The following is an 18474-nucleotide window of genomic DNA, read 5'->3' as shown; positions in this document are numbered from 1 at the left end:
TATGTATCGAAAATTTGGTTATATTATTCTGTTATGTACAGTTTTACTCAGTGGCATGAGCGTATTTGCAACACAAAATCCAACTGTACACACGTCTGTTGACTACGCCACCAACCAGGTTACCATTTATGGTGAAGTTGCGGACGGCAGTACCTGGGTTACCTGTTATGTTATATCCCCTGACGACTATTTAGAGTATACCGGCAATACTGCGGTGACAGACGAAACTTTCAGCCTAACCTTTACGCTAACACATATCAAAGAAGGTCTGTATAAGGTATATGCCAAGGCTCAGCATGAGGCCGACTTTGTCTATACCGAGTTTGTCTACGTAGCGCAGCTTTTTGAGGTTCGGACAGTTGGACATGAGTATGAGCAATCACCATCCACAGCCTCCAATTTATCAGCGCCAGAAATAAATAGTGTCCATATCACAGTTTTGAATCATCTAAAAGGTATTTACCGATTAGAAATTCAGGATACAGACTTTACTATAGACAGCCGGGGAACACCATTTTTCTTTTGGCGGACAACGCAGGGTACGTTTACAGAAGTGTCAGAAAACTACCGCAGCGTAACATTTCAAGCCGACCCAGGAACGAGAGATACACAAGTCAGAATTATGGTCGGACTGGGGGATTGTCTTGGACAGACGAATTATAAAACACTGCGCCTTAAGGGCAATGACTTGTTTCAGGAGGTGAACTAAGTGAAACACAGAATGAAGCATCACTGTCTTTTGGCCGCATTTCTCATCTGTATGCTGGTAAGCACCCAGTGTATTATGCAGGGATTTGCACAGGGAACTGTCACATCTATCTCCACAAACCCGCTCTATACAAGCGCTGCAGAAACAGACGCTTTTGATATTGTCTTTGTTATGGACACAAATGCTTATATGAATAATTATGATTTTGACATAGACAAAGGCTGGTTAGACGCTTATGTGGGTTTAATGGAGCAGGCGCCGGAGGGATCAAGATTTGGTGTGGTAACCAGTGCAAACCTCTGCACACTCGGCGATGCACAGCAGGCACAAGAGAAATTATTTCAAATGCCTCCGTATGTAGGAGCGCCCGCATATTCTGACTTGTTAAGCGCAGGAGAAGCCGCTTTAGGCGAAGATTCTGGTCGCCGTAAAATGCTTGTATTTACCACCGCTTCGTGCTATAATTACAGTACAACCAGCAGGCAGCTTGATGCCCTGCGGGAAAAAGGAATTGCTGTGGCCTGGATCGCATTAGAGACAGATACCTCCTCTGCTGCACTCGCAAAACAATATGATGATTCAGTCATAATTTGCCGTAATGTTCAGGAGATCGGCTTTAATATGTCTGATTTATATGCAGCTTTGGTTGACTTTAAAAATCGGCCGCAGACGGGAACAAGAGCAGCCGGCTCATTATCTAATAATGTGGTAAGATATGACAGTGCGTATCGTGCTGAGAAACATAGTTATAGCTTTTCAGTCAGCACTAACCTTGGGGGCGTATACTTTTCAGAACTGTTAAATATGTATTATCATCTTCCCGCCTATACGCAGGCATATAATCTGCTATCCCTTGCCGGTGCAACATCCTGCAAGGCTCTAGGAAAGGGAAACAGCAGCGAAGTAAGTTTTCAAAGCACAGACGACAGAGATACATTTTTGGAGTTTTGGAATGATAAAGCCACTGCTATTTTTAATTCTGAAGAGCCGTATCTTAAACGGAGTACGGGCGGCCTCATACAACTGCAAAGCACCATTCGCAATAACCTGCGCAAACGAATTCCGGTTCTGGTACGCCACAACAGTACCTTCTACCTGGTCACCAGCTGGTCTGAAACCGATGCAGCCGTCAGCCTGGAAACCTCGAATGGCGTACAGCTCAACCCGGCTGAAATAACCGGAACTGTCGAAGTTTTGGACTCGGCGGCATACTTCCTTGCAATCAAAGAAAATGGCTTTTATCTGGAAAGCAGTCATTTATCAAATGAGGACGCAAAGTTAAAAATCACGCTTCCAGCCAACTACGTCGAAGGCTCAGTGGCTCTTGCACTTACAGAGGGGACGGGTACACCTTGGGCTTCATTTGCTGCTGGCTGTGTGAAAATTGGTGCAGATATGGATGCCAAACTGACTGCAAATATTAAAGTAGACTTTAGTGGATATCTGCCAAACTGTTATAATGCCACACAAAATTTTGTGATAAAAATTTATCCGGATGTTGACCCCAGTGCCTGGTATACGCGATACATATTTGATATGAGCAATCGTGAAATCGTCATGGGGCATGACACGGGGCTTTTTGATCCCGAAGATCCGGTCACATTGGATCAGTTCCTGGTTATGACGCTTCGTGCGGTTGAAATTGCACAACCCAACGGAGATGATACCAATCCGGATTTAACCAACTATCCCTATAACCAGGTAAATATAGAAAGTATTTGGGCTGTCCCAAATCTGAAACTGGCATATCAAAAGAATTGGATTACGGCCACACAGGTAATCAATTCGCATCTGGCCATTTCCCGTGAAGAGGCAGCGGATATTATCTGGAAGGTCTTTATGTCAGACGACTGCCGGATAGTACACCAGCTTTTTAACTATCAGCGGAATGCCCAAACTGTACTGAACCAAAGGGTATTGGATTGGAATAATAATAAATTCCCTGACCAAGGGCAGATTACGCCAGAGCATGAAAATGCTATGTTTCAACTCTATATGAATGCCGTTTTTGAAGGTTCACCGCAGCCGGATGGCAGCATTCCGATTCTTCCTAAAAACTCTATCAAACGCGGCGAGATGTGTAAAGTGCTTTCCTCTTGCCTCTATTCAGTAGAAGACAGCCAGGTCATAAACAATCCAGAACCAGACTATATTATAGACGACTTCCCGATTCTGACAGTTGGGATGCCGACAACGGGAAACACAAATGTGGCCAGCGGCCAGACCTATCGCTGCACCATACCCAGTACCGGCCTTTATCAACTTACTTTAGACAACGGTATTGAAGCAATGCTCTATGGTGCAAATCAGCAGCGAATCCTGGAAAAAGGCGGCTATCCTGCAATGACCTATCATATAGAAGGCGGACAAGAGATTTTGGTGTCACTGTCTGGTGCGTCTAGTCAGTCATATACGATCATGCTTTCTCAGATAGAGGCTGAACCCGAGAAAACCGTCTATTTTATCCTGTATGATTCTGCCATTGCACAGTTTGGAGAAACATCTCAGAGCGTCAGCCGCTACAGAGACACAAATGATAACGACTATAACTATACGCCTGCATTCTTTGAACGCTATCTGACACTTACCGGGGATCAAAAAGTTGCGTTTATCCTCTCTGTACGGGATGCCGACTTTGATTCCGATGTGACAGGCCATAATCTCTATGATTACAAATACCTGCCGGACATTGACGAGACCAGACAAAACAATGTGATTGATGCTGTTTCAGAAAAGATGGTAAATGTAATCAATAATATGAAAGACGGTCTGGAACTGGCTAACACGGACAGGACAGACAAAATTGCAATGCCGGACATCTATCTCGGTACACCGCACACCTATCATGGTACAGTAGAGGCGGCAGATGGCGCCGATGCAGAGAATGAGCTAATAAGAAAGTATCGTCACGTTTCAGAGGAGATTTATAACATTGTAAGCAGAACAGTTGGAAAAGACATCATAACCGGCATCTATTATGGACGGGAAGATCCTGATCCCATGCGGGATGAATTCGGCAACCTGAGCACCTCCTATAAAAACATGCAGTCTATCTCCCAATTTGCACATGAGAAAGGCCTAAAACTGTTCTGGAGCCCGTATTGTATCAATGATACACATTGGGATCAAATCGGTGAGATTGTAAATACCGGCAGTTTTATTGGCCAGGATGGCAGACTGCACGATGTCTTTGACAAGGTGATGATACAGCCGGGGTTATTCTACTCCGCTTTGGCCGGTGATCTCAATAATCTGCCGGCCAAGGTGATTAACCTTCACGCCAGTACGCAGGCACAAACCATGCTGGACGGCAGCAACGTGATTGGGACAGAAAAGCTAACGGATACCTTGATTACATTTGAGATGGAGTATGATATCTCGCTGGTGACTGGTAGAATGCATGGGGATGATGATACTGTAAAGATATATTCTATGCAAAAGGCCGATAACTTTGTAAGGACCTATAAGTACTTTAAAGACTTGATTCAAGATCCTTCCGTGTCCTACGGCATTTATGCCGGCGGCCCCAATGAGCTGGATTACGGAAAGGCCGCGTGGACCGGGGATAACACCAACCGCCATAATTTGATTAACCACCCCTCTGTTTTCGGTACATATGTAAGGGATGCAGCTGGCCGAAAAATTTGGAGCGATCCTACAGATGGAGATGCATACAATACGTTTTACAACACTATAAACATTGATGCAGGAGGGAATCAATATTATGCCACCTACAATGACGCCTTGCTGTATGACATTACTAATGGCGTTCTGAATCAAATCTGGACGCCGGCAGTCAAGCAATTTTTAAACGTGACAGAGGATACAGATTTTAATTAAAGAAAGGATGTGGCACAATGAAACACAAAAAACTAATTTGCATTTTTATAACATGTTTTTTGATAACATTCTCACGAATAGGCACAGCATTTGCCGAAGGAGAGCAGACGTATGATATTGGTACCTACTATCAACTGGGCAGCTATTTGGATGCGCCAATTGTATGGAAGTGCATAGACAACACAGATGAAAACGGTGTTTTGCTGGTAAGCGATAAAATACTCTGCTACAAAGCCGCAGATGTAGGAAAATCCAACTATCTTACAAATGGATATGTAATTGCCGGATCTAATTTTTGGGAAGAAACGGATATTCGCGCCTGGCTGAACTCCACAGCGCCCGCCGGCGATGTAGTCTGGCCAAGGGGGTATCCGCCGGAGGCAGATCGAATCTTTCGAAGTAAATATCCCTATGCGGACGAGGCGGGATTCTTATCAGAAGGGAACTTTACAGCCAGCGAGCTGGCTGTCATGAAGACAGTCAGTCAATGGCAGGCTTTGCCAGAATACAAGCTGGAACTGTCAGAAAACGGGCAGACGCGGCCATATCTGGCAACCTATACAACAGGAAGTGACCGTGACCCCTACACCCTGCATCACAACACGGTCTCTGAGTTTGGAGACGCCTTCCGCGGTGCCATGTACAGGGTTACAGACACCATGTTTCTGTTGAATGAAGCACAGGTCTACGCCATGTGGCAGAATTTTGGCATTGCCGGTGCAAAGCGGACAGACACTGCCGCATGGGCTGGAGCCGTTGACAGTGAAGCTGCCAAGTATTGGCCGCCGGCAGCAGATGAGGTGAGTGTAGATGAATACTCCGAGTATTGGCTGCGTACACCGGCGCTCAACAGGCCTTTTGATTATTGGTCTGATTCAAGTGGTCTTACCACAATACAAGGCGAAAACGGTTATATGTCAGCTTTAGTTAATGATAAAGAACTGGGAATCCGGCCGGCATTCTATCTGAATACGGATAATGTGATCATCAAGTCGGGGAGCGGAACAGAAACCGATCCCTATGTGATAGACGGCAATAGCGTCCAAACCGGTGTAGCCGTCTTCAGCCAGGGCAGGCAGCTGACGTTAGACCAGGCGCCCGTGGAAGAAAACGGACGGCTGCTGGTGCCGGTGCGGGCAGTTTTTGAATCTCTGGGTGCGGAGGTAAACTGGGATGAAGCGGCAAATCAGGTAACCGCAGTGAAAGAGGACACAACAGTTCAGCTGGAGATAGACAATGCAACGATGGTGGTTAACGAAGCAGAAGTTGCGCTGGAAGCACCCGCGCGGCTCATAGGCGACCGGACACTGGTGCCGCTTCGAGCCGTATCAGAAGCTTTGGATGCCAAGGTAGTATATGTAGAGAACCTGCAGCGCGTTGTAGTAGACCAGCCGGAACCGATGGTCTTCTCACCGGACTGGAATCCGTCTTGGTACCAAACTATTTTCCAAGGATGGGATGATTAGGATGAAAAAAATATGGAGTATACTATTGATGGGTTTTCTGCTGACGGCGCCCTGTGCGACGGTCGCCGAGGAAGAATTGACGTATGATATTGGTACCTATTATCAGCTGGGCAGCTATTTGGATGCGCCGATTGTATGGAAGTGCATAGACAACACAGATGAAAACGACGTCCTATTAGTAAGTGATAGAATTTTATGTTATAAGGCATTCGATGTGGGAGCAACCTCATATTTCGGACCGCAAGGCGTTGAAGCCGGATCTAATTTCTGGGAGGAAACGGATATTCGCGCCTGGCTGAACTCCACAGCGCCCGCCGGAGAGGTAATCTGGCCAAGGGGGTATCCGCCGGAGGCAGATCGCATCTTTCGAAGTAAATATCCTTATGCGGACGAGGCGGGCTTCTTATCAGAAGGGAACTTTACGGCCAGCGAGCTTGCTGCCATGAAAACAGTCAGCCAATGGCAGGCTTTGCCAGAATACAAGCTGGAGCTGTCAGAGAACGGGCAGACACGGCCATATCTGGCAAGCTATACAACAGGAAGTGACCGTGACCCCTACACCCTGCACCACAACACGGTCTCTGAGTTTGGAGACGCCTTCCGCGGTGCTATGTACAGGGTTACGGACACCATGTTTCTGTTGAATGAAGCACAGGTCTACGCCATGTGGCAGAATTTTGGAATTGTTGGTGCAAAGCGGACAGACACCGCGGCGTGGGTGGAGAGCGAGGTTGTTGACAGTAAGTATGCCAATTATCTGCAGCCGGCAGCAGATGAGGTGAGTGCAGATGAATACTCCGAGTATTGGCTGCGCACACCGTCACTCGGCCGACCTTTTAGTTCTTGGTCTCACTCAAAGAGTATATCTTCAATTCGAGGCGAAAATAGCTATATGTCAGCCATCTCTAATGATAAAGAACTGGGAATCCGGCCGGCATTCTATCTGAATACGGATAATGTGATCATCAAGTCGGGGAGCGGAACAGAAACCGATCCCTATGTGATAGACGGCAATAGCGTCCAAACCGGTGTAGCCGTCTTCAGCCAGGGCAGGCAGCTGACGTTAGACCAGGCGCCCGTGGAAGAAAACGGACGGCTGCTGGTGCCGGTGCGGGCAGTTTTTGAATCTCTGGGTGCGGAGGTAAACTGGGATGAAACGGCAAATCAGGTAACCGCAGTGAAAGAGGGTACAACAGTTCAGCTGGAGATAGACAATGCAACGATGGTGGTTAACGAAGCAGAAGTTGCGCTGGAAGCACCCGCGCGGCTCATAGGCGACCGGACACTGGTGCCGCTTCGAGCCGTATCAGAAGCTTTGGATGCCAAGGTAGTATATGTAGAGAACCTGCAGCGCGTTGTAGTAGACCAGCCGGAACCGATGGTCTTCTCACCGGACTGGAATCCGTCTTGGTACCAAACTATTTTCCAAGGATGGGATGATTAGGATGAATAAAATATGGAGTATACTATTGATGGGTTTTCTGCTGACGGCGCCCTGTGCGACGGTCGCCGAGGAAGAATTGACGTATGATATTGGTACCTACTATCAACTGGGCAGCTATTTGGATGCGCCGATTGTATGGAAGTGCATAGACAACACCGACGAAAACGGTATTTTGCTGGTAAGCGATAAAATACTCTGCTACAAAGCTGCGGATGTAGGAGAAACAGGCTATTTTGCTTCAAGCGGTGCAATTTTAAACACAAATTTCTGGGAGGAAACGGATATCCGTGCCTGGCTGAACTCCACAGCACCCGCCGGCGATGTAGTCTGGCCAAGGGGGTATCCGCCGGAGGCAAACCGTATCTTTCTCAGCAAATATCCCTATGTAGACGAAGCTGGATTCTTATCGGCAGAAAACTTTACGGCCAGTGAGCTGGCTGTCATGAAGACAGTCAGCCAATGGCAGGCATTGCCAGAATACAAGCTAGAACTGTCAGAAAACGGGCAGACGCGGCCATATCTGGCAACCTATACAACAGGAAGTGACCGTGACCCCTACACCCTGCATCACAACACGGTTTCTGAGTTTGGAGACGCCTTCCGCGGCGCCATGTACAGGGTTACAGACACCATGTTTCTGTTAAATGAAGCACAGGTCTACGCCATGTGGCAGAACTTCGGCATTGCCGGTGCAAAGCGGACAGACACTGCCGCATGGGCTGGAGCCGTTGACAGTGAAGCTGCCAAGTATTGGCCGCCGGCAGCAGATGAGGTGAGCGTAGATGAATACTCCGAGTATTGGCTGCGCACGCCGGCACTTGACAGGCCCTTTAGTTATTGGTCTCACTCACGTTGCCTTACCACGATACAAGGTGAAAACATTTATACAGAAGCTTCAACAAATGCTAAAGAATTGGGCATCCGTCCAGCATTCTATCTGAATACGGATAATGTGATCATCAAGTCGGGGAGCGGAACAGAAACCGATCCCTATGTGATAGACGGCAATAGCGTCCAAACCGGTGTAGCCGTCTTCAGCCAGGGCAGGCAGCTGACGTTAGACCAGGCGCCCGTGGAAGAAAACGGACGGCTGCTGGTGCCGGTGCGGGCAGTTTTTGAATCTCTGGGTGCGGAGGTAAACTGGGATGAAGCGGCAAATCAGGTAACCGCAGTGAAAGAGGGCACAACAGTTCAGCTGGAGATAGACAATGCAACGATGGTGGTTAACGAAGCAGAAGTTGCGCTGGAAGCACCCGCGCGGCTCATAGGCGACCGGACACTGGTGCCGCTCCGAGCCGTATCAGAAGCTTTGGATGCCAAGATAGTGTATGTAGAGAACCTGCAGCGCGTTGTAGTAGACCAGCCGGAACCGATGGTCTTCTCACCGGACTGGAATCCGTCCTGGTATCAAACTATTTTCCAAGGATGGGATGATTAGGATGAAAAAAATATGGAGTATGCTATTGATGGGTTTCCTGGTGACGGCGCCGTGTGCGGCGGTCGCCGAGGAAGAATTGACGTATGATATTGGCACCTACTATCAACTGGGCAGCTATTTGGATGCGCCAATTGTATGGAAGTGCATAGACAACACCGACGAAAACGGTGTTTTGCTGGTAAGCGATAAAATTATCTGCTACAAAGCCGCAGATGTAGGAAAATCCAACTATCTTACAAATGGATATGTAATTGCCGGTTCTAATTTCTGGGAGGAAACGGATATCCGTGCCTGGCTGAACTCCACAGCACCCGCCGGCGAGGTGGCCTGGCCAAGGGGGTATCCGCCGGAGGCAAATCGTATCTTCCTAAGCAAATATCCCTATGCGGACGAGGCGGGATTCTTATCGGAAGGAAACTTTACAGCCAGCGAGCTGGCTGTCATGAAGACAGTCATTCAATGGCAGGCATTGCCCGAATACAAGCTGGACCTGTCAGAAAACGAGCAGACGCGGCCATATCTGGCAACCTATACAACAGGAAGTGACCGTGACCCCTACACCCTGCACCACAACACGGTCTCTGAGTTTGGAGACGCCTTCCGCGGTGCCATGTACAGGGTTACGGACACCATGTTTCTGTTAAATGAAACACAGGTCTATGCCATGTGGCAGAATTTTGGAATTGTTGGTGCAAAACGGACAGACACTGCCGCATGGGCTGAAGCTGAAGCCGTTGACAGTGAAGCTGCCAAGTATCGGCAGCCGGCAGCAGATGAAGTGAGTGCAGATGAATACTCCGAGTATTGGCTGCGTACACCGGCGCTCAACAGGCCTTTTGATTATTGGTCTGATTCAAGTGGTCTTACCACGATACAAGGCGAAAACGGTTATATGTCAGCTTTAGTTAATGATAAAGAACTGGGAATCCGGCCGGCATTCTATCTGAATACGGATAATGTGATCATCAAGTCGGGGAGCGGAACAGAAACCGACCCCTATGTGATAGACGGCAAAAGCGTCCAAACTGGTGTAGCCGTCTTCAGCCAGGGCAGGCAGCTGACGTTAGACCAGGCGCCCGTGGAAGAAAACGGACGGCTGCTGGTGCCGGTGCGGGCAGTTTTTGAATCTCTGGGTGCGGAGGTAAACTGGGATGAAGCGGCAAATCAGGTAACCGCAGTGAAAGAGGGTACAACAGTTCAGCTGGAGATAGACAATGCAACGATGGTGGTTAACGAAGCAGAAGTTGAGCTGGAAGCACCTGCGCGGCTCATAGGCGACCGGACACTGGTGCCGCTCCGAGCCGTATCAGAAGCTTTGGATGCCAAGATAGTGTATGTAGAGAACCTGCAGCGCGTTGTAGTAGACCAGCCGGAACCGATGGTCTTCTCACCGGACTGGAATCCGTCTTGGTACCAAACTATTTTCCAAGGATGGGATGATTAGGATGAAAAAAATATGGAGTATACTATTGATGGGTTTTCTGCTGACGGCGCCCTGTGCGGCGGTCGCCGAGGAAGAATTGACGTATGATATTGGTACCTATTATCAGCTGGGCAGCTATTTGAATGCGCCGATTGTATGGAAGTGCATAGACAACACCGACGAAAACGGTATTTTGCTGGTAAGCGATAAAATACTCTGCTACAAAGCTGCGGATGTAGGAGAAACAGGCTATTTTGCTCCAAGCGGTGCAATTTTGAACACAAATTTTTGGGAAGAAACGAATATCCGTGCCTGGCTGAACTCCACAGCGCCCGCCGGAGAGGTGGTCTGGCCAAGGGGGTATCCGCCGGAGGCGGATCGCATCTTTCGAAGTAAATATCCTTATGCGGACGAGGCGGGCTTCTTATCAGAAGGGAACTTTACAGCCAGCGAGCTGGCTGTCATGAAGACAGTCAGTCAATGGCAGGCATTGCCAGAATACAAGCTGGAACTGTCAGAGAACGGGCAGACGCAGCCATATCTGTCAAGCTATACGACAGGCAGCGGTCGTGATCCTAATACCCTGCATCACAACACTATCTCTGAATTTGGAGACGCCTTCCGCGGTGCGATGTACAGAATTACGGACACCATGTTTCTGTTGAATGAAGCACAGGTCTACGCCATGTGGCAGAATTTTGGAATTGTTGGTGCAAAACGGACAGACACTGCCGCATGGGCTGAAGCCGTTGACAGTGAAGCTGCCAAGTATCGGCAGCCGGCAGCAGATGAAGTGAGTGTAGATGAATACTCCGAGTATTGGCTGCGTACGCCGGCCTTGGATCGTCCGTCCAATAATTATTCATATTCACGTGGTCTTACAACGATACGCGGAGAAAACAGCTATATGTCGGCATCAACCAATGACAAAGAACTGGGAATCCGGCCGGCATTCTATCTGAATACGGATAATGTGATCATCAAGTCGGGGAGCGGAACAGAAACCGATCCCTATGTGATAGACGGCAATAGCGTCCAAACCGGTGTAGCCGTCTTCAGCCAGGGCAGTCAGCTGTATCTCGACCAGCTTCCCGTGGAAGAAAACGGACGGCTGCTGGTGCCGGTGCGGGCAGTTTTTGAATCTCTGGGTGCGGAGGTAAACTGGGATGAAGCGGCAAATCAGGTAACCGCAGTGAAAGAGGGCACAACAGTTCAGCTGGAGATAGACAATGCAACGATGGTGGTTAACGAAGCAGAAGTTGCGCTGGAAGCACCCGCGCGGCTCATAGGCGACCGGACACTGGTGCCGCTTCGAGCCGTATCAGAAGCTTTGGATGCCAAGGTAGTATATGTAGAGAACCTGCAGCGCGTTGTAGTAGACCAGCCGGAACCGATGGTCTTCTCACCGGACTGGAATCCGTCTTGGTACCAAACTATTTTCCAAGGATGGGATGATTAGGATGAAAAAAATATGGAGTATACTATTGATGGGTTTTCTGCTGACGGCGCCCTGTGCGGCGGTCGCCGAGGAAGAATTGACGTATGATATTGGTACCTATTATCAGCTGGGCAGCTATTTGAATGCGCCGATTGTATGGAAGTGCATAGACAACACCGACGAAAACGGTGTTTTGCTGGTAAGCGATAAAATACTCTGCTACAAAGCTGCAGATGCAGGAGAAACTGTCTATTATGCTTCATTTTGTAACACAAACTTTTGGGAGGAAACGGATATCCGTGCCTGGCTGAACTCCACAGCGCCCGCCGGAGAGGTGGTCTGGCCAAGGGGGTATCCGCCGGAGGCAGATCGAATCAAAAACAGCAAATATCCCTATGCAGCCGAAGCTGGATTCTTATCGGAAGAGAATTTTACGGCCAGTGAGCTGGCTGTCATGAAGACAGTCAGCCAATGGCAGGCTTTGCCAGAATACAAGCTGGACCTGTCAGAAAACGAGCAGACGCGGCCATATCTGGCAACCTATACAACAGGAAGTGACCGTGACCCCTACACCCTGCATCACAACACGGTCTCTGAGTTTGGAGACGCCTTCCGCGGTGCTATGTACAGGGTTACAGACACCATGTTTCTGTTAAATGAAGCACAGGTCTACGCCATGTGGCAGAACTTCGGCATTGCCGGTGCAAAACGGACAGACACTGCCGCATGGGGCGCTGATAACGAATATGCCAAGTATTGGCCGCCGGCAGCAGATAAGGTGAGTGTAAATGAATACTCCGAGTATTGGCTGCGCACGCCGGCGCTCAACAGGCCTTTTGATTATTGGTCTGATTCAAGTGGTCTTACCACGATACAAGGCGAAAACGGCTATATGTCAGCTGCTACCAATGCTAAAGAATTGGGCATCCGGCCGGCATTCTATCTGAATACGGATAATGTGATCATCAAGTCGGGGAGCGGAACAGAAACCGATCCCTATGTGATAGACGGCAATAGCGTCCAAACCGGTGTAGCCGTCTTCAGCCAGGGCAGTCAGCTGTATCTCGACCAGCTTCCCGTGGAAGAAAACGGACGGCTGCTGGTGCCGGTGCGGGCAGTTTTTGAATCTCTGGGTGCGGAGGTAAACTGGGATGAAGCGGCAAATCAGGTAACCGCAGTGAAAGAGGGCACAACAGTTCAGCTGGAGATAGACAATGCAACGATGGTGGTTAACGAAGCAGAAGTTGCGCTGGAAGCACCCGCGCGGCTCATAGGCGACCGGACACTGGTGCCGCTCCGAGCCGTATCAGAAGCTTTGGATGCCAAGATAGTGTATGTAGAGAACCTGCAGCGCGTTGTAGTAGACCAGCCGGAACCGATGGTCTTCTCACCGGACTGGAATCCGTCTTGGTACCAAACTATTTTCCAAGGATGGGATGATTAGGATGAATAAAATATGGAGTATGTTCATGATTGGTATCCTGCTGGCGGCGCCGTGTGCGGCGGTCGCCGAGGAAGAATTGACGTATGATATTGGCACCTACTATCAGCTGGGCAGCTATTTGGATGCGCCAATTGTATGGAAGTGCATAGACAACACCGACGAAAACGGTGTTTTGCTGGTAAGCGATAAAATACTCTGCTACAAAGCTGCGGATGTAGGAGAAACAGGCTATTTTGCTCCAAGCGGTGCAATTTTGAACACAAATTTTTGGGAAGAAACGAATATCCGTGCCTGGCTGAACTCCACAGCGCCTGCCGGCGAGGTGGTCTGGCCAAGGGGGTATCCGCCGGAGGCAGATCGCATCTTTCGAAGTAAATATCCTTATGCGGACGAGGCGGGCTTCTTATCAGAAGGGAACTTTACAGCCAGCGAGCTGGCTGTCATGAAGACAGTCAGTCAATGGCAGGCTTTGCCAGAATACAAGCTGGAACTGTCAGAGAACGGGCAGACGCGGCCATATTTATCAACCTATACAACAGGAAGTGACCGTGACCCCTACACCCTGCACCACAACACGGTCTCTGAGTTTGGAGACGCCTTCCGCGGTGCCATGTACAGGGTTACGGACACCATGTTTCTGTTGAATGAAGCACAGGTCTACGCCATGTGGCAGAATTTTGGAATTGTTGGTGCAAAGCGGACAGACACTGCCGCATGGGCTGAAGCCGTTGACAGTGAAGCTGCCAAGTATTGGCCGCCGGCAGCAGATGAGGTGAGCGTAAATGAATACTCCGAGTATTGGCTGCGCACTCCGGCACTTGACAGGCCCTTTAGTTATTGGTCTCACTCACGTTGCCTTACCACGATACAAGGTGAAAACATTTATACAGAAGCTTCAACCAATGCTAAAGAATTGGGCATCCGTCCAGCATTCTATCTGAACACGGATAATGTGATCATCAAGTCGGGGAGCGGAACAGAAACCGACCCCTATGTGATAGACGGCAAAAGCGTCCAAACTGGTGTAGCCGTCTTCAGCCAGGGCAGGCAGCTGGCGCTAGATCAGGCGCCCGTGGAAGAAAACGGACGGCTGCTGGTGCCGGTGCGGGCAGTTTTTGAATCTCTGGGTGCGGAGGTAAACTGGGATGAAGCGGCAAATCAGGTAACCGCAGTGAAAGAGGGTACAACAGTTCAGCTGGAGATAGACAATGCAACGATGGTGGTTAACGAAGCAGAAGTTGAGCTGGAAGCACCTGCGCGGCTCATAGGCGATCGGACACTGGTGCCACTCCGAGCCGTATCAGAAGCTTTGGATGCCAAGATAGTGTATGTAGAGAACCTGCAGCGCGTTGTAGTAGACCAGCCGGAACCGATGGTCTTCTCACCGGACTGGAATCCGTCCTGGTATCAAACTATTTTCCAAGAATGGGATGATTAGGATGAAAAAAATATGGAGTATGCTATTGATGGGTTTCCTGGTGACGGCGCCGTGTGCGGCGGTCGCCGAGGAAGAATTGACGTATGATATTGGCACCTACTATCAGCTGGGCAGCTATTTGGATGCGCCAATTGTATGGAAGTGCATAGACAACACCGACGAAAACGGTGTTTTGCTGGTAAGCGATAAAATACTCTGCTACAAAGCTGCGGATGTAGGAGAAACAGGCTATTTTGCTCCAAGCGGTGCAATTTTGAACACAAATTTTTGGGAAGAAACGAATATCCGTGCCTGGCTGAACTCCACAGCGCCTGCCGGCGAGGTGGTCTGGCCAAGGGGGTATCCGCCGGAGGCAGATCGCATCTTTCGAAGTAAATATCCTTATGCGGACGAGGCGGGCTTCTTATCAGAAGGGAACTTTACAGCCAGCGAGCTGGCTGTCATGAAGACAGTCAGTCAATGGCAGGCTTTGCCAGAATACAAGCTGGAACTGTCAGAGAACGGGCAGACGCGGCCATATCTGGCAAGCTATACAACAGGAAGTGACCGTGACCCCTACACCCTGCACCACAACACGGTCTCTGAGTTTGGAGACGCCTTCCGCGGTGCCATGTACAGGGTTACGGATACCATGTTTCTGTTGAATGAAGCGCAGGTCTACGCCATGTGGCAGAACTTCGGCATTGCCGGTGCAAAGCGGACAGACACCGCGGCGTGGGTGGAGAGCGAGGTTGTTGACAGTAAGTATGCCAAGTATCGGCAGCCGGCAGCAGATGAGGTGAGTGTAGATGAATACTCCGAGTATTGGCTGCGCACGCCGGCGCTCGACAGGCCTTTTGATTATTGGTCTGACTCACGCGGTCTTACCACAATACAAGGGGAAAACAGCTATATGGCGGCTTCAACCAATGCTAAAGAACTAGGCATCCGGCCGGCATTCTATCTGAATACGGATAATGTGATCATCAAGTCGGGGAGCGGAACAGAAACCGATCCCTATGTGATAGACGGCAATAGCGTCCAAACCGGTGTAGCCGTCTTCAGCCAGGGCAGTCAGCTGGCGCTAGATCAGGCGCCCGTGGAAGAAAACGGACGGCTGCTGGTGCCGGTGCGGGCAGTTTTTGAATCTCTGGGTGCGGAGGTAAACTGGGATGAAGCGGCAAATCAGGTAACCGCAGTGAAAGAGGGTACAACAGTTCAGCTGGAGATAGACAATGCAACGATGGTGGTTAACGAAGCAGAAGTTGAGCTGGAAGCACCTGCGCGGCTCATAGGCGACCGGACACTGGTGCCGCTCCGAGCCGTATCAGAAGCTTTGGATGCCAAGATAGTGTATGTAGAGAACCTGCAGCGCGTTGTAGTAGACCAGCCGGAACCGATGGTCTTCTCACCGGACTGGAATCCGTCCTGGTATCAAACTATTTTCCAAGGATGGGATGATTAGGATGAATAAAATATGGAGTATGTTCATGATTGGTATCCTGCTGGCGGCGCCGTGTGCGTCGGTCGGCGCAGAAGATGCGACTACCCCAATTTAGGTCGAGCAGTAAATTCAGCTGGGCCAGTACTGGAAGGAACCGATCCTGCGAAAGTGCGTGGATATTGAGGCGGAGCACGGCCTCCTGATGCTCAGCGACAAAATTCTCTGCTACAAAGCTTTTGATTCACCTGCATATTATCCTTACAGCAACAGTCTTTGGGAGGTATCCAACCTGCGCACCTGGCTGAACCCCAGTGTGGATGCGGGGCAGCTGGTCTGGCCGCAGAACAACCCACTAAACCAGTAAAGGAGCGGCTATGCCCTTCTTACTTATGACAAGGAAAAGGGCTTTCTGCATTCGGATAACTTCACCACAGACGAACTGTCTGTTATGAAAACGGCCAGCCAGTGGACTTCCCTTACTGAGGATGAAAAATGGCGGGCAACCAATGGGATAGAAACCTGCCTGGGGTATTTGTATAATTACACCCCGGTGCGGTATGGCGGTTGCCCAGCGAGGTAACCCGCTATGCAGAGGTCACGCTGGAGAACTATGCCATGTACAAAGTGACAGATACGGTGTTTCTGCTCTCCGGCCATCAGGCTGGATCAACGCTAAAAAAGTAGACACAAAGATGCAATATATGATATATTAAAAAAGACATAAAAAAAGGAGAGATACTATGGGTACAAACAATTATACAAAATATGACAAAAATTTTAAAAAATCACTTGTCTCACTCCATCAAAACAGGAAAACCCAGACCCAACTTTGTAAAGAATACGGCGTTTCCCAATCCGCTTTAGGCAAATGGATAAAACAATATTCCACTGCCCTGGTCGATGATGGCCAAGTTCTTACCGCAAAAACAGGAGGTGTGAGATTTTGGAGCTGTTTACAAAGTAGACGAAACCGGCTTTTTATGGTAAAATAGAACCATAGGGAGGCGGTTTCTATGATGGGACAGAAGAGCGGTCAAATAAAGATATGCATAATTGGTATAGGCGAATTGGTGCCCGAAAACTATTTGCATAAAAAGATAGACAAATATATTGATTTTAATTTCATATATGACTTAGCACGCCCGTATTATTCAGAAATGGGACGTAAATCTGTAGATCCCGTTTTTATGGTAAAAATGATGTTAATCGGATATTTGTATGGCATAAAATCAGAGCGCCGCTTGGTAGAAGAAATACATTTGAATATAGGTTACAGATGGTTCTGTGGATTCAATATAGAGGATAAAATTCCGGAACATTCTCTCTTTAGCCAAAATCGCAGAAGGTGCTTTACGGACAGTAAAATATTTCAGGATATATTCAATCAAATTGTAATAGAATGCATGAAAAAGAAACTGGTTACCGGAGAAAATATGGTAAGCGATGGAACCTTCATTCCGGCAAATGTAGCATGGGACAGCAGGTATGAAGTTACAGAGACAATTCAAAAAAGCACCGTGGATTATCTGGATATATTGAAAAAAGAACTGGAAAATACAAGCGGATATAAGAAGCCGCCTATGGTAATAGAAGAAAAGAAACTGCTAAAAAGTCATACCGACCCTGACTGCTGCTATGTGAAACAGCCGCGCAAAAAAGGACTGGGTTATCTATGCGAGATGACGGTAGATACCAGCAATGGCATTATCACTGGAGTAGACTGTTTTGGAGCGAATCGTCGGGAAAGTAATATCATATTAAAACATCTCCAAAAGCAGCAAGAGACATTAGAGCTGGACATAAAACATCTCACTCTTGACAGTGGATATGATGTAGGCGCCGTACACAGGGGCTTAGAATTATTAGATATTATCGGATGCTGTTCGTCCATAAAATTTCATAACAACGCATTGAAAAAAGGATTTGAATATGATAGCGCTAAAGATTGTTTTGTTTGCCGGATGGGAAAAGAACTTGCTTTTAATAAATTGATATTTAAGAAAGGTACCTTTCATTACTACAGACAGGAGTGTATTGACTGTGAGAATTTACAGCATTGTGCTGTTGATTATGGAAGAATCAGAATGAATGCAAGTTCGCATTATGGTACCATGCACAGGAATCGCAAGCGTTGTTTAACTAACGAATACAAGCACCGAAAATATTGCGGTCAATTTGGAGCGAAGGGACCTTTTCGGTTCTTAAACGCGAGCATAAATTAAAACGAGCCGAAAAGGCGGTGTGAGGCTTTTTCTGTAAATTTGATTTTTCGGCGGTGTGAGGCTTTTAATGAAATTCTCTCGTTGTTATAGTAATCAATATACTTTTTTAATTCGTCTATGAAAGTGTTAACACTTTCAAATTTTTCACCATAAAACATTTCGACTTTTAATCTTCCAAAAAAATTTTCC

14 protein-coding genes and 1 pseudogene are annotated in these 18474 nt (G+C 48.3%); 14 read left to right on the top strand and 1 reads right to left on the bottom strand.

Annotation, left to right across the window (positions count from 1 at the left end):
* The first annotated feature begins 1 nt into the window (after position 1).
* From INF28_RS11380 to INF28_RS11320, 14 genes and pseudogenes are all read left to right on the top strand, one after another.
* Positions 2-709 carry a hypothetical protein gene (locus tag INF28_RS11380; RefSeq protein ID WP_226393583.1) on the top strand — a complete coding sequence of 236 codons (708 nt, stop codon included), beginning with the start codon at positions 2-4 and terminating at the stop codon, positions 707-709.
* Positions 710-4549, top strand: coding sequence for an S-layer homology domain-containing protein (locus tag INF28_RS13045; protein WP_226393582.1), 3840 nt, complete (start codon positions 710-712; stop codon positions 4547-4549).
* A 59-nt stretch (positions 4550-4608) separates the two neighbouring features.
* Positions 4609-6015, top strand: a complete 1407-nt coding sequence (locus tag INF28_RS11370) for a copper amine oxidase N-terminal domain-containing protein (RefSeq protein WP_226393581.1) — start codon at positions 4609-4611, stop codon at positions 6013-6015.
* Between the two features lies 1 nt (position 6016).
* Positions 6017-7459, top strand: a complete 1443-nt coding sequence (locus tag INF28_RS11365) for a copper amine oxidase N-terminal domain-containing protein (RefSeq protein ID WP_226393580.1) — start codon at positions 6017-6019, stop codon at positions 7457-7459.
* Between the two features lies 1 nt (position 7460).
* The gene (locus INF28_RS11360; protein ID WP_226393579.1) at positions 7461-8897 is read left to right on the top strand and encodes a copper amine oxidase N-terminal domain-containing protein; all 1437 of its coding nucleotides are present in this window, start codon (positions 7461-7463) and stop codon (positions 8895-8897) included.
* 1 nt (position 8898) lies between these two features.
* Entirely contained in the window at positions 8899-10341 is a 1443-nt protein-coding gene (locus INF28_RS11355) for a stalk domain-containing protein (protein ID WP_226393578.1), read from the top strand.
* A gap of 1 nt (position 10342) precedes the next feature.
* Entirely contained in the window at positions 10343-11779 is a 1437-nt protein-coding gene (locus INF28_RS11350; protein WP_226393577.1) for a stalk domain-containing protein, read from the top strand.
* Between the two features lies 1 nt (position 11780).
* Positions 11781-13202, top strand: a complete 1422-nt coding sequence (locus INF28_RS11345; protein WP_226393576.1) for a copper amine oxidase N-terminal domain-containing protein — start codon at positions 11781-11783, stop codon at positions 13200-13202.
* A 1-nt stretch (position 13203) separates the two neighbouring features.
* Positions 13204-14640 (top strand): stalk domain-containing protein, encoded by a 1437-nt coding sequence (locus INF28_RS11340; RefSeq protein WP_226393575.1) that lies wholly within the window; start codon positions 13204-13206, stop codon positions 14638-14640.
* Position 14641: 1 nt separating this feature from the next.
* On the top strand, positions 14642-16084 hold the full coding sequence (locus INF28_RS11335) for a copper amine oxidase N-terminal domain-containing protein (protein WP_226393574.1): 1443 nt from the start codon (positions 14642-14644) through the stop codon (positions 16082-16084).
* A 181-nt stretch (positions 16085-16265) separates the two neighbouring features.
* Positions 16266-16427, top strand: coding sequence for a hypothetical protein (locus tag INF28_RS11330; protein ID WP_226393573.1), 162 nt, complete (start codon positions 16266-16268; stop codon positions 16425-16427).
* An 84-nt stretch (positions 16428-16511) separates the two neighbouring features.
* Positions 16512-16643, top strand: a complete 132-nt coding sequence (locus INF28_RS12935) for a hypothetical protein (protein WP_264175768.1) — start codon at positions 16512-16514, stop codon at positions 16641-16643.
* 160 nt (positions 16644-16803) lie between these two features.
* Positions 16804-16989, top strand: a pseudogene (locus tag INF28_RS11325) (transposase); the annotation flags it as partial.
* An 87-nt stretch (positions 16990-17076) separates the two neighbouring features.
* Positions 17077-18285: a transposase gene (locus tag INF28_RS11320; protein ID WP_226393572.1), complete on the top strand. Its 1209-nt coding sequence runs from the start codon at positions 17077-17079 to the stop codon at positions 18283-18285.
* Here INF28_RS11320 and INF28_RS11315 read toward each other — a convergent pair.
* Positions 18282-18474 (bottom strand): IS3 family transposase (locus INF28_RS11315; protein WP_226393571.1); only part of this gene is annotated, 193 nt, incomplete at its 5' end. The two genes, INF28_RS11320 and INF28_RS11315, sit on opposite strands and share 4 nt — an antisense overlap.

The sequence above is a fragment of the Ructibacterium gallinarum genome, assembly GCF_014982785.1.
Lineage (GTDB): Bacteria > Bacillota > Clostridia > Monoglobales > Monoglobaceae > Ructibacterium > Ructibacterium gallinarum.
This window is presented reverse-complemented; position numbering and strand designations above follow the sequence as displayed.